The sequence below is a fragment of the Halopseudomonas sp. 4NH20-0008 genome, assembly GCF_057548395.1.
The window spans coordinates 78,465-91,129 of the sequence record NZ_BAAJMD010000002.1 but is presented as its reverse complement, the minus strand read 5'-3'; the positions used below and the strand labels follow the sequence as shown (position 1 = coordinate 91,129).

Sequence of the window (12,665 nt, the reverse complement as noted above, 5' to 3'; positions counted from 1 at the left end):
GAGAAGACGATCTAATTGGAGCGGTTGATGGAACAACGCGGCACGTTGCAAAGCTGGAATGATGACAAAGGCTTTGGCTTTATTCAGCCTGAAGATGGCAGCGAACGGGTCTTTGTGCATATTTCGGTGATGCGTGGTGATGCCAGACCCAGCCAGGGTGACCCTGTTCTGTATCTGTCTGCTGTCAACGAGCAGGGACGGCTTAGAGCCACGCATATGCGCAGCGAGGGCTTGAGCATCGACCGCCCGGCGATTCGCCGCAAACCCCGGGAGTCCAGCCGCCGCAAGGCTGAAAAACCGACCCGCTCAGCCGTCAGGCGACGCCAGCACGGGGCGGGGATACAGCATGCCTGGCCCAAGCTCCTGGTGTGGTTGGCACTCTGCTGTTTGCCCCTGGTGGGTACCTTGACGCTTTACAGTCAACAGGGCTGGCTGCTGGCTCTGGCGCTGTATCCTGCCGTCAGCCTCTGGAGCTTTATTCTTTACCGTGGGGACAAGCAGCGGGCGCAGCAATCACGGCAGCGCACCCCGGAGAATCTGTTGCACCTGTCGGAGTTACTCGGAGGTTGGCCCGGGGCGCTAATTGCCCAGCAGGTCTATCGGCACAAGACCCGCAAGGCGGCTTATCAGAGTGTGTTCTGGCTGATCGTCGTCGCCCATCAGCTGTTCTGGATTGATTGGCTGTTGCTGGATGGGCAATATCTGGGGTGGTTGCTCGTTTAGACTGCTACACCCAGTTCACGCAGATAATCGTCGTAGCTGCCTTTGAAATCGGTAATGCCATTGTCGGACAGCTCAATGATGCGCGTCGCCAGCGAGCTGACGAACTCGCGGTCGTGGCTGACGAAGATCAGCGTACCGGGGTAGTTTTCCAGGGCCAGGTTCAGCGCCTCAATGGACTCCATATCCAGGTGGTTGGTCGGTTCATCCATGATCATCACATTGGCTTTCTGCAGGATCAGCTTGCCAAACAGCATGCGGCCCTGCTCACCACCGGAGATCACCTTGACCGACTTGAGGATGTCGTCGTTGGAGAACAGCATGCGCCCGAGGGTACCGCGCACCAGCTGTTCGCCACCGGTAGTCCACTGGGACATCCAGTCGAACAACGTCCAGTCGTTCTTGAAATCGTCAGCATGTTCCTGGGCAAAATAGCCAATATCGGCGCTTTCGGCCCACTTGACCGAGCCACTGAGCGGCTGCATCTCGTTCACCAGGGTGCGCAGCAGGGTGGTCTTGCCGATACCGTTGGGACCAATGATGGCCACGCGTTCACCCGCCTCGATCTGCAGGCTGAAATTCTTGAACAGGGTTTCGCCATCAAAGCCTTGGCTGACGTTTTCCAGAATAACCGCCTGGCGATGCAGCTTCTTGGTCTGCTCAAAGCGGATAAAGGGGCTTACGCGGCTTGAGGGTTTGACCTCGTCGAGCTGGATCTTGTCGATCTGCTTGGCCCGGCTGGTGGCCTGTTTGGCCTTGGAGGCGTTGGCCGAAAAGCGGCTGACAAAGGTCTGCAGCTCGGCGATCTGGGCCTTTTTCTTGGCATTGTCCGACAGCAGGCGTTCGCGCGCCTGGGTGGCAGCCATCATGTATTCGTCGTAGTTGCCGGGGAACAGACGCAGTTCGCCGTAATCCAGGTCGGCCATATGGGTACAGACACTGTTGAGAAAGTGCCGATCGTGGGAAATGATAATCATGGTGCTGTTGCGCGTGGTCAGAATGCTTTCCAGCCAGCGGATGGTGTTGATATCCAGGTGGTTGGTTGGCTCGTCGAGCAGCAGTACTTCAGGATCGGAAAACAACGCCTGGGCCAGCAATACGCGCAGCTTCCAGCCGGGAGCCACTTCGCTCATCGGGCCGTAGTGCTGCTCCAGTGGAATACCCAGACCCAGCAACAATTCGCCAGCCCGTGATTCGGCGGTGTAGCCATCGAGTTCGGCGAATTCGGTTTCCAGTTCGGCGACCTTCATCCCGTCTTCTTCGCTCATTTCCGGCAGCGAATAGATGCGATCACGCTCGGCATGCACCTTCCACAGCTCTTCATGACCCATGATCACGGTATTCAGCACACTGTGGTTTTCATAGGCAAATTGATCCTGGCGCAGCTTGCCCAGTCGCACATTCGGCTCGAGCATGACCTGGCCGGCCGAGGGCTCAAGATCGCCACCGAGAATTTTCATGAAAGTGGATTTGCCACAGCCGTTGGCGCCGATCAGACCATAGCGGTTGCCGCCGCCAAACTTCACGGAGACGTTTTCGAATAACGGCTTGGCGCCGAATTGCATGGTGATATTGGCTGTGGAGATCAAGGTGAAGCCCTGCGCAAAAGAGAAAAGGCCAGCGCGCGGCGTCACTCAAGGCCACGCGCAGCGGGCGCGCATTGTACTGATTTAAGCGCTGCAGTGACAGCGCTGGTCGTCGGACGGTCGTGGGCGAGCCGCTTCAGGACAGCGATTCAACCCGGTTGCGACCCATCTGCTTGGCCCGGTACATGGCCTGATCCGCGTTACTGATCAGGCTGTTGATGGTGCCGTCCGATTCAGTACGCAGGCTGTGCAGCCCGATACTCACCGTGACCTGCAGTGGCTGACCCTTGTCAGTGACAAAGTGCGCCGCTTCTATGCTTTGGCGCAGGTGTTCAGCCAGGGCTTTGGCGCCTTGCAGATCGGTGTCCGGCAGGATCACCAGAAACTCCTCACCACCTATGCGCCCCGCCAGATCCTGCATGCGCAGGCGATCACTGATGCAGTTGGACATGGTGCGCAGTACCGCGTCGCCGGATTGATGACCGTAGTTGTCGTTGATGGCTTTGAAGTGATCTATGTCGATCATCATCAGGGTCAGTGGTGTGGCATTGCGCTGGGTCTGTGCGAGCATGCGACCCAGGCCATCAAGACAGGCTCGGCGGTTCGGCAGGCCGGTCAGTTCGTCATGCATGGCCAGCTGTCGGTTGCGTTCATCCGCGCGCTCCTTGGTCATCAGAATCAGCCCCATGCTGCCGAGAATCAGTGCCAGGTTGGAGTTGACGAAGGTCAGGGTCTGAACGGTACTCGCGCTGCTCATAACCATGCCAAGATCCATGCCCAGCAGGGCAGAGACCAGGCGGTGCGACAAGGTGCCGATCATCAGCAGCAAGCCGAGAAAGACAAAATACTGCCCGCGCCCAGTGGTCCTGCTGCGCCCAAGCAGAACGATGATCAGCAGCAACAGGCTTTGCAGCATCAGGATCAGGCTGTTGGCAATGGTTCGGTAAATCTGCGCATCCATCAGGGCAATAAACAACGGGGGTGCCACCAGCACCGGCCACCAGATCAGCCAGCGTGGCAGTTGACGCTGTTGAAACTGCAGCAGCCCTTCGGAAAACAGGGCATAGACACTGACCAGCAGTGTATTGGCCAGCACGATAGTCAAGTAATCGCTGAACTCGCCACGCAACATGAACAGACCATGCGCCAAGGTATTCAGACCCAACGCCAGAGCCCAGAAGCCGGTTCCGTCGCGGTTTTGCGGTCGCCAGACGGCCCCTAGGCACAGGGTCATGGCCAGGCTCACGGTTGTCACCATCAGCAGCATGGTTGGAATATCGGCGAACATTAGTGTGACAATCCTTGATCAATCTGGCGGGATACCTCGGCCAAGCATACTCAAAAGCGGCGAAGGCATGAATAAAGTGCGCGCTTTTGTGATCAGACTGTTACTTTTTTCCGTCTGGGGCCTGCCATTACGCTATCAGTCTGACTAAAATCGGTTCTAAATAGTATTTGATTGGCAATGAGCCGCACGGAGATGAGATGGCAGAGACGGCCTTACAGCATGGTTTTATAGCGCAACGGAACAGGCGTTTGTTTTGACGCCGCTGCTGCTGGTAACCAGTCCGCCTCTCAGTGTGCCTGCTGGAAAACTGCTTGAACGCTATTTCCCCGGTAGCACCCTGCTGGTCTGGGATCCCGGTTGCCCGCAGGACAAGCTCCGGGTGCACCGCCGCATCATGGCCGGTAGCTGGGGGTTGAGCCTGTCGTTCTATAACGACTACATTTTTAGCGCAGCAGAGCTGGCCCATCTTGGCTGTGTTCTGAATATTCATCCGGCGTTGCCAAGCCTGCGCGGGCGCGGCTACGACACCTTGCCGCTGATCCACCGGCACACACATTTCGGCGTGACCCTGCACCTGGTTGAGGAGCAGATCGATACCGGCAAGATTGTCGAGGTAGAGCGCAGACCGATGCCTGATGCGCTGGAATACTCCGATTTCCGAACGCTGACCCAGCAGCTCAGTCTGAGCATGCTGGAAAGCCTGTTGCAGCGCTGTCAGACACGCCCTGTTGCTGAGTTGTCGGGGTACTGGATCAGTCGAGCGCAGAGTTGTGAGGCGCGCTGGTCAGGGTGTTTTCTCAGTTCGCAGGGGCTCTCGGTGTTGCTGCGGGGCCTGTCGGAAGCAGAGCCGAATCACCCGATTCTCGAGCAATTGCCTGAGCATCTGCTACCGCAGCCGGCCTGACGCACCATCAGTCCCGATAGAACACCTGCACCAGATGCCAGCCAAAGCTGCTTTTGACCGGTCCGTGGACCACCTTTAGGGGTTTTTTGAACACAATCTGGTCAATCGCCCGGACAAGTTGGCCGGGCTTGATCTCGCCGAGATCACCGCCGCGCTTTTTAGATGGGCAGGTAGAGAATTTCTTTGCCAGCACGTCAAAGGCTTCTCCGGCGGCCAAACGCTTCTTCAGTGCGTCAGCCTCGGCTTCAGTCTTGACCAGAATATGGCGGGCCATGGCAATCGGCATGGGTGCAGTGTCCTCGGCTCAGTCCGGTGCGTCCGCACTACGCGGCCCGGTCTTGTTGGTAAGGCGTAAGCCGCGCAGGCTGCGTTTGACGCTCTTGAGATGGTTGACCAGCTCCGGACCGCGACGCATGGCCATGCCCATCGCCAGCACATCAATCACCACCAGGTGGGCAATTCGCGATGACAGCGGGGTATAGATGTCGGTGTCCTCAACCACATCAATGGCGATATGAATACGGCCCAGCTCAGCCAGTGGCGTCTGACTCGGACACAGACTGATCAATGTGGCGCCGGTTTCCGCGACCAGAGCTGCCGAGTGCAGCAAATCCTTGGTACGCCCGGTCTGCGAAATGGCTACGGCAACGTCTTCGGGCCCCAGGGTCACCGCCGACATGGCCTGCATATGCGGGTCGGAGTAGGCCGCGGTTGAGACCTGCAAGCGAAAGAACTTGTGTTGGGCATCGCTGGCCACGGCGCCAGAGGCACCAAAACCGTAGAACTCGACCCGGCGGGCGGTGCTCAGGGTCGCAATTGCTTGCTCCAGCGCTGCCGGATCCAGGCGTTCACGCACTTCCATCAGAGTCGCCAAGGTGGTATCGAAAATCTTGTGCGACAACTGATCAACGCTGTCATCTTCGCTGATCGAGAACTGACCAAAGCTGGCACCGGCGGCCAGACTCTGCGCCAGCCGCAGCTTCAGGTCCTGAAAGCCGCTGCAGCCGATGGCGCGGCAGAAGCGCACTATGGTCGGCTCGCTGACGCCGACCTCGCGTGCCAGATCGGCCATGGATGAGTGCATGACCTGAGCAGCATGGGCAAGCACATGTTCGGCAACCTTGAGTTCCGATTTGCGCAGCAACGGGCGGCTGATGACGATATGCTGGAGCAGATTCACTGTGGTGTCATGGTAGTCTGAGGGGCAACGTGGCCCGGTCTTGTAGTTATACTACAAAAGTGCCGATGCTGCCCGAATTGGAGGAGAACAGGGTGTCAGCGCAAAGCAGCATTGTCTGTGACATTGTGGTATTTGGCGGTACCGGTGATCTGGCCATGCGCAAGCTGTTGCCGGCGCTTTACTACCTGCATCGCGATCGTCATCTGCACGCCGATACCCGGGTGCTGGCGTTGGCGCGCGCCCGGCTCGACAGCGACAGTTATCGGCAACAGGTACGTCGGCATATCAGCCAGTATGTAGCCCAGGGCGATTTTGACGAGGTGGTCTGGCAGCAGTTTGCCCAACGCCTGGACTACATGCCGCTGGACGTCAGCCAGCGGGTCGAGTTTCCGCGCTTGGCCAAGGCGCTGGAAGCTGGCGTAGAGCGGGTCAGGGTGTTTTACCTGGCGACTTTTCCTGAATTGTTTGCCGCCACTGCTCGGCATTTGAATGCGGTGGGCCTGGCCAATGAGCGCGCGCGCATCGTGTTGGAAAAGCCCCTGGGTCAGAGTCTGGAGTCGGCGCGTCAGATCAATGATGAAATCGGCAGCGTGTTTGACGAGTCCAAGGTGTTCCGGATTGACCATTATCTGGGCAAGGAGGCGGTCCAGAACCTGCTGGCATTGCGTTTTGGCAATGCCTTGTTCGAGCCACTGTGGCGCAATGCGCATATTGATCATGTGCAGATCAGTGTATTGGAAACCGTCGGGGTCGAGGGCCGTGGTGGTTACTATGACCAGGCCGGTGCGATGCGCGATATGGTTCAGAACCACCTGCTGCAACTGCTCTGCCTGGTCGCCATGGAGGCGCCGGTGCACTTTGAGCCCGAGGCCGTGCGCAATGAGAAGCGCAAGATACTTGAAGCCTTGAGGCCGATCAGCGGCATGGATGTGCAGGACCGCACCGTGCGCGGTCAATATTCCAAAGGTAACCGTGCCGGTGAGGCGTTGCCTGCCTATTACTTTGAAAAAAGCGTCGACCACGATAGTAACACCGAGACCTTTGTCGCCCTGCAGGTTGAGATCGACAACTGGCGTTGGGCGGGTGTGCCCTTCTATCTGCGCACCGGCAAAAGCCTGGCACAGCGCAAGTCGGAGATTGTCATTCAGTTCAAGTCGGTGCCCTACCGGCTGTTCGGTGAAGGCCGTGGCTCGCCCATGCATAACCGACTTGTGATCCGTCTGCAGCCGGACGAAAGTATCAGCCTGTCATTGATGGCCAAATCGCCCGGTCGCGGCATGAGTCTGCAGGAAGTCGAGCTGGATCTGAATTTTGCCGAGGCCTTCAACAAGCGGCGCTGGGATGCCTACGAACGTCTGCTGCTGGACGTGATTGAAGGTGACGCCACGCTGTTCATGCGTCGCGATGAAATCGAGGCGGCCTGGCGCTGGGTTGATCCGGTGATACAGGGTTGGCAGGATTGTTACCGCTCACCCAAGCGTTATGCCGCAGGCAGCTGGGGGCCTGATGCGGCCGATAGTCTGTTGGAGCGCAGTGGTCATGCCTGGCTGGACGAGCGTTAGGCGGGATTCTGCTGCTCGTTGTTGACCTGCAGCAACTGGGTGAAGTCTTCAGCACACAGCGGCCGGCTGATGAGATAGCCCTGTACCTCGTCGCAGCCGTGTGCCTTCAGGAAGCTCAGTTGGCCATTGTGCTCGACGCCTTCGGCGACCACATTGAGCCCCAGGCTATGCGCCATGGCAATGATGGCGCGAATAATCGCCGCGTCCTGCTCGGCGGCATTGATGTCGGCACTCTCCTCCAACTCGGCAACAAAGGCGCGGTCGATCTTCAGTGTCGATATCGGAAAGCGCTTGATGTAAGCCAGTGACGAGTAGCCGGTACCAAAGTCATCAATGGTCAGGCGGATGCCCATGCGCTTGACCGCCAGTATGTTATCCATGACCACATCAACATGCTCAAGCAGCATGCTTTCGGTCAGTTCAAGTTCGAGCATCTCGGCGGGCAGTTGATAGCGTTGCAGGCGTTGCTCAAGGCGGCTGGCAAAATTGCTTTGACGCAATTGTTGCACTGACAGATTGACGGCGACACATATCGGCGTCGGACCCTGATGCAGCCAGAGGCTGGCCTGACGACAGGCCTTGTCCAGCACGATGTCACCGAGGGCGACGATCATGCCGGTTTCTTCGGCCATATCAATAAAGTCGCCAGGCATGATCGTGCCGCGTTCCGGGTGTTGCCACCGTACCAGGGCTTCAGCGCCACTGATGCGGTCGCTGGCCAGGTGCAGCTTGGGCTGGTAGTAGACCTCCAGTTGATCCTCTTCCAGCGCTTTGCGCAGCTGGTTCTCCAGCTGCAGACGGTCCAGGCTGTAAGCCTGCAGGTTGGGGGTAAAGAACTGCTGACAGTTGCCGCCCAGATGCTTGGCGTATTGCATGGCCTGGTTGGCCTGGGTAATCAGCTCCAGGCTATCGCGGGCGGTCAGTGGCAATTGACTGATACCTATCGAGGCGGTAATCACCAGTTCATGACCGTCGACCAGAATAGGTCGACGCAGTGCATCAAGGATCTGGTTGGCGCGGCGCTCCAACTGTCCGGCGCTGGCATGCTCATGGATGATGACAAACTCATCGGCGGACAAACGGCCCAGCAGTTTCTCGTCTGGTGCGCACTCGCGCAGGCGCAGCGCCACCTGGCTGAGTACATCGTCGGCCAGGCTGTGTCCAAGGGTATCGTTTATGTACTTGAATCGGTCCAGATCAACATGCATCAGGGCCATGCCGTTACCCAGTTGACGTGTTCTGGCGGTTGAGTCCTGCAGCATCTTGGTAAAGGTGTTGCGGTTGGCCAGATGGGTCAGAGGATCATGGGTGGTCAGGTAGCGCAGTTGCTCCTCGGTACGGCGGTGCATGCTCAGATCGGCAAAAAAGCCGATCAGATGAGTAATCTGGCCGTTGTGGTTGCGTACCACGGCCAACTGCATCCATTGGGGATACAACTCGCCGCTGCGCCGGCGCCCGACTCGCTCGCCTTCCCAGCGGTCCTTGTTGATCAGCTCCTCGCGCAGCTCCTGCAAGCTCAGTTGATTGGGTGCGTTGTCCTTGTCATTGAGCAACTGTTGGCCGATGGCATCCTCGGCGGAGTAGCCGGTAATCACGCTGAAGGCCCGGTTTACAGCGAGGATTTTCAGGTCAGGATCGACGATGAAGATCCCTTCAGCAGTGGCTTCAAACACGGTAGCGGCCAGTAACGCCTGTTCGTCCTGTTGCTTGCGCGCGCTGATGTCGCGACGCGTTCCAATAATGCGCAGGACCCGGCCATCTTCATCCCGCTCAACCGCGCGGCCACTGTCTTCAACCCAGATCCAGTGCCCGTCGGCATGCCGTACCCGGTACTCGATACGGTAGGAGGGGGTCAGATCCTGCATATGTCGGATCAACGTTTCGCGCACCAGGCTGACATCTTCTGGGTGTACGCGCGGTTTGAGATCGGATAGCACGGTATTGACCGATTCCGAGGCCAGGCCGAAAATTTCCTTCAGGTGTGAGTGAAAAACCCGGTCAGTCTTCAGGTTCCAGTCCCATAGCCCGAGTTGGCTGGCATCCATGGCCAGTTGCAACTGCGCTTCACTGGCTTGCAGGGCGGCACTGGCTTCCTGCAGCTCGGCGGTACGCTGGATGACCCGTTCCTCGAGAATGCCGTGGCTGTCACGCAGGCTTTGCTCGGCCTGGCGGCGCTGTTGAATCTCACGGGTCAGCTGCAGGTTGAGCGCTTCGGCCTGCTGACGGGCTTCGTCCAGGCGCTGAACCAGCGCTTCACTGCGACTGGTGGCGGCCATGGCTTGACTGACTGACCGGTTGATAAAGGCAGCGCCCAGCATCAGGCAACACAGCAGAGTAATACCCATCAGACCCCAGTACGGGCTGCTCGGGTCATCCTGCCACAGCAGAAAAACAATGGCGGGTATCCAGGCGGGCAAGGTAAAGGTAGCAAAGGCCATGAAGCGGCTGGCGTAAATGATGCTCAGACATAGGCTGACGCCGGCCAGCAGGCCGTAAATCGGACCCTGGCTGCTGAAGTTGTCGAGTGGTATGAGGGCCAGATGTGCCCAGGCCAGACTTGAACCCGACACCAGGTTGCCCAGATAGAACATCACTACCCAGCGAAGACGCAAGCGGTGAGAGGATGATGCCAGTTTGAATCGACGCACCAGCAGCATGCGCATGACGGCCAGTCCGGCAATCAGACCCAACCAACTGAGTAATTGACCCCTGGGCGCGCTGTCCCAGACCAGGCTGGTGATCACCAGCGCAGTCAACAGAATCAGCCACTGCGGCAACCGCGAGTACTCATACAGCCGATCAAGCTCGCGAAGGCGAGACTCTTGCGTGTTCAGGCTGGGCTGGTATGCGCGAGCGAACGTCATGGTGACGCAGTTCCTGTCAGAACGCTGAGCGTTTCTTTTTATCGAGTGTTGCCAGCCTGCGCCGGGCAGGTGGCTGCTTGTGACTCATAACCTTACACCAGTGACTTTCCAAGTCACAGCACTTTTTCATTCTGAAATACTGGTCAAAGCCGTCTGGACTGGTGCATTGCGGCATTTATTTCGGCAACGCTCTGCGGGCTGTTAGAATGCCCGGCATGGATATTTCGCATCTGCTCAACTCCCTTAACGACGCCCAGCGCCAGGCGGTTACCGCCGCGGTTGGTCAGCAATTGGTGCTGGCCGGTGCCGGCTCGGGCAAAACCCGCGTGCTGGTGCACCGTATCGCCTGGTTGGTGGAGGTCGAAAAAGCCTCGCCCTGGAGCATTCTGTCGGTGACCTTTACCAACAAGGCCGCCTACGAGATGCGTGAGCGCATCGAAAAACTGCTGGGTATCTCGCCCCAGGGCATGTGGGTCGGCACCTTTCATGGTCTGGCGCATCGCCTGTTGCGCGCCCATTGGCGCGAGGCCGGGTTGGTTGAGCAGTTTCAGATACTCGACAGTGACGATCAGTTGCGACTGGTCAAGCGGGTGGTGCGAGAGCTTGGGCTGGACGAGAATCAGTGGGCGCCGCGGCAGGCGCAATGGTGGATCAACGGTCAGAAGGATGAGGGCTTGCGGCCGCAGCATATCCAGCCGGCCGGCGACCTGTTTCTGGCGACCATGCAGCGCATTTACCAGGCCTATGAACAGGCCTGCGCGCGCGCCGGGGTAGTGGATTTTGCCGAGCTGCTGCTGCGCTCACTGGAGCTGTGGCGCGACAATGTCAGCTTGCGCGAGCAGTATCAGGCGCGCTTTCGCCACCTGCTGGTGGACGAGTTTCAGGATACCAACGCCGTACAGTATGCCTGGCTGCGCCTGATTGCCGGCAAGACCCCAAGTCTGATGGTGGTCGGTGATGACGATCAATCGATCTATGGCTGGCGCGGGGCAAAAATCGAAAATATCCATCAGTTCCAGCGTGATTACCCGCAGGCTGAGTTAATACGCCTGGAGCAGAACTATCGCTCAACCGCCTGTATTCTCAAGGCCGCCAACGCCCTGATTACCCAGAATGCCGGGCGGATGGGCAAGGAACTCTGGACCGATGGCGTAGAGGGCGAGCCCATTGCCCTGTATGCCGGCTTTAACGAGCAGGACGAGGCACGTTTTATTGTCGAGCGCATTGATCAGGCCGTCAGAGAGGGCATGAATCGTAGCGAGATTGCCATCCTGTATCGCTCCAATGCCCAGTCACGCGTGCTGGAAGAGGCGCTGTTACGTGCTGGCGTGCCTTACCGTATCTATGGTGGCCAGCGCTTTTTCGAGCGCGCCGAGATCAAGAACGCCATGTCCTACATGCGCCTGCTAGCCAATCGCGGTGACGACGGCGCCCTTGAGCGGGTTATCAACCTGCCGACCCGGGGGATCGGTGATAAAACCGTCGAGGCCATGCGCGAACATGCCCGCCGGCACGATCTGTCGATGTGGCAGTCCGGTCTCGAGCTGATCGAGAACAAAGGTCTGCCCGGCCGCGCAGCCAACGCTGTGCAGGCTTTCATGCAGTTGATCGAGACGCTGGCTGAGCGCACACAGGGCCTGCCGCTGTACAGCATGGCGCAGCAGGCTATCGAAGACAGCGGGTTGCTGCGCTTTCATGAAAATGAAAAGGGTGAGAAGGCTCAGGCGCGGGTAGAAAACCTGGAAGAGCTGGTGTCGGCGGCGCGTGCCTTCGAGCAGGATCAGGCCGATGAGGAAGCTGAGGGCGACACGCTGCTGGCCTTCCTCGCCCATGCCTCGCTGGAGGCCGGCGAAACCCAGGCCGACCGCTTTGAGGACAGCGTACAGCTGATGACCTTGCACAGCGCCAAGGGGCTGGAGTTTCCGCTGGTGTTCCTGGCCGGGGTCGAAGAGGGCCTGTTCCCGCACAAGATGAGCCTTGAGGAGCCCGGTCGGCTCGAGGAAGAGCGGCGTCTGGCCTACGTCGGCATTACCCGGGCCATGCAGCAGTTGGTGATTACCTGGGCCGAGACCCGGCGTCTGTATGGCAGCGAAACCTTCAACAAGGTCTCGCGCTTTGTCCGTGAAATACCCAGTGAGTTGATTCGTGAAGTGCGCCTGGGTAGTCAGGTCAGTCGTCCCTTCGGCCCAGGTAAAAGCGCCCTGTTCCAGCAGGAAGCCAGCGAGAGTACCGGCTTTGCCCTGGGCCAGCGAGTTATGCACAGCCTGTTTGGCGAGGGGGTGGTGCTGAACTACGAAGGTCACGGCGCACAGGCACGCATTCAGGTCAATTTCGACGACGAAGGCAGCAAATGGCTGATGGTGTCCTATGCCAAGCTTCAAGCGCTTTAGCGGTTGAAGCAGCTGAAAGCTATAAGCGGAAAGCTGGAAGCTGTCCGAGTGGTTCAGGTGTTTTGGGTTTGGCGGGAGTCTCGCTGCATGCCTGCGTAGCGGGTTAAAACAACATAAATTTAGTCATGCGCGGACAGCTTGCTGCTTGCCGCTTGAGGCTTGGAGCTTGGG

At 58.6% G+C, this 12,665-nt stretch carries 9 protein-coding genes; 4 read left to right on the top strand and 5 right to left on the bottom strand.

Features of this window, described 5'->3' with window-relative positions:
- The first annotated feature begins 27 nt into the window (after positions 1-27).
- Positions 28-723, top strand: a complete 696-nt coding sequence (locus AC27HQ_RS02595) for a DUF1294 domain-containing protein (protein WP_487154303.1) — start codon at positions 28-30, stop codon at positions 721-723.
- Here AC27HQ_RS02595 and AC27HQ_RS02590 read toward each other — a convergent pair.
- Together AC27HQ_RS02590 and AC27HQ_RS02585 are read right to left on the bottom strand one after the other, a co-directional pair.
- Positions 720-2,309: an ABC-F family ATPase gene (locus AC27HQ_RS02590; RefSeq protein ID WP_487154302.1), complete on the bottom strand. Its 1,590-nt coding sequence runs from the start codon at positions 2,307-2,309 to the stop codon at positions 720-722. The two genes, AC27HQ_RS02595 and AC27HQ_RS02590, sit on opposite strands and share 4 nt — an antisense overlap.
- 133 nt (positions 2,310-2,442) lie before the next feature.
- Positions 2,443-3,594 carry a GGDEF domain-containing protein gene (locus AC27HQ_RS02585; protein ID WP_487154301.1) on the bottom strand — a complete coding sequence of 384 codons (1,152 nt, stop codon included), beginning with the start codon at positions 3,592-3,594 and terminating at the stop codon, positions 2,443-2,445.
- A gap of 253 nt (positions 3,595-3,847) precedes the next feature.
- Here AC27HQ_RS02585 and AC27HQ_RS02580 point away from each other — a divergent pair, with 253 nt between their 5' ends.
- Entirely contained in the window at positions 3,848-4,498 is a 651-nt protein-coding gene (locus AC27HQ_RS02580; RefSeq protein WP_487154299.1) for a formyl transferase, read from the top strand.
- Positions 4,499-4,505: 7 nt separating this feature from the next.
- Here AC27HQ_RS02580 and AC27HQ_RS02575 read toward each other — a convergent pair whose 3' ends face one another.
- The gene (locus tag AC27HQ_RS02575) at positions 4,506-4,784 is read right to left on the bottom strand and encodes a peptidylprolyl isomerase (RefSeq protein WP_487154297.1); all 279 of its coding nucleotides are present in this window, start codon (positions 4,782-4,784) and stop codon (positions 4,506-4,508) included.
- An 18-nt stretch (positions 4,785-4,802) separates the two neighbouring features.
- Positions 4,803-5,678 carry a transcriptional regulator HexR gene (gene hexR / locus AC27HQ_RS02570; protein WP_487154295.1) on the bottom strand — a complete coding sequence of 292 codons (876 nt, stop codon included), beginning with the start codon at positions 5,676-5,678 and terminating at the stop codon, positions 4,803-4,805.
- Between the two features lie 92 nt (positions 5,679-5,770).
- Between hexR and zwf the strand changes: the two genes are divergently transcribed.
- Complete coding sequence (zwf, locus tag AC27HQ_RS02565; RefSeq protein WP_487154294.1) at positions 5,771-7,240, top strand: glucose-6-phosphate dehydrogenase; 1,470 nt, start codon at positions 5,771-5,773, stop codon at positions 7,238-7,240.
- Here zwf and AC27HQ_RS02560 read toward each other — a convergent pair.
- The gene (locus tag AC27HQ_RS02560; RefSeq protein ID WP_487154293.1) at positions 7,237-10,104 is read right to left on the bottom strand and encodes an EAL domain-containing protein; all 2,868 of its coding nucleotides are present in this window, start codon (positions 10,102-10,104) and stop codon (positions 7,237-7,239) included. The genes zwf and AC27HQ_RS02560 overlap by 4 nt on opposite strands.
- 215 nt (positions 10,105-10,319) lie before the next feature.
- Here AC27HQ_RS02560 and uvrD point away from each other — a divergent pair, with 215 nt between their 5' ends.
- Positions 10,320-12,494, top strand: a complete 2,175-nt coding sequence (uvrD, locus tag AC27HQ_RS02555; RefSeq protein WP_487154292.1) for a DNA helicase II — start codon at positions 10,320-10,322, stop codon at positions 12,492-12,494.
- The last annotated feature ends 171 nt before the right edge of the window (positions 12,495-12,665 follow it).

What these genes read in the sequence shown, in the direction of transcription:
- AC27HQ_RS02595 (WP_487154303.1), top strand. Translation starts at nt 28, where the DNA reads ATGGAACAACGCGGCACGTTGCAAAGCTGGAATGATGACAAAGGCTTT.
- AC27HQ_RS02585 (WP_487154301.1), bottom strand. Translation starts at nt 3,594, where the DNA reads ATGTTCGCCGATATTCCAACCATGCTGCTGATGGTGACAACCGTGAGC.
- AC27HQ_RS02575 (WP_487154297.1), bottom strand. Translation starts at nt 4,784, where the DNA reads ATGCCGATTGCCATGGCCCGCCATATTCTGGTCAAGACTGAAGCCGAG.
- AC27HQ_RS02560 (WP_487154293.1), bottom strand. Translation starts at nt 10,104, where the DNA reads ATGACGTTCGCTCGCGCATACCAGCCCAGCCTGAACACGCAAGAGTCT.
- uvrD (WP_487154292.1), top strand. Translation starts at nt 10,320, where the DNA reads ATGGATATTTCGCATCTGCTCAACTCCCTTAACGACGCCCAGCGCCAG.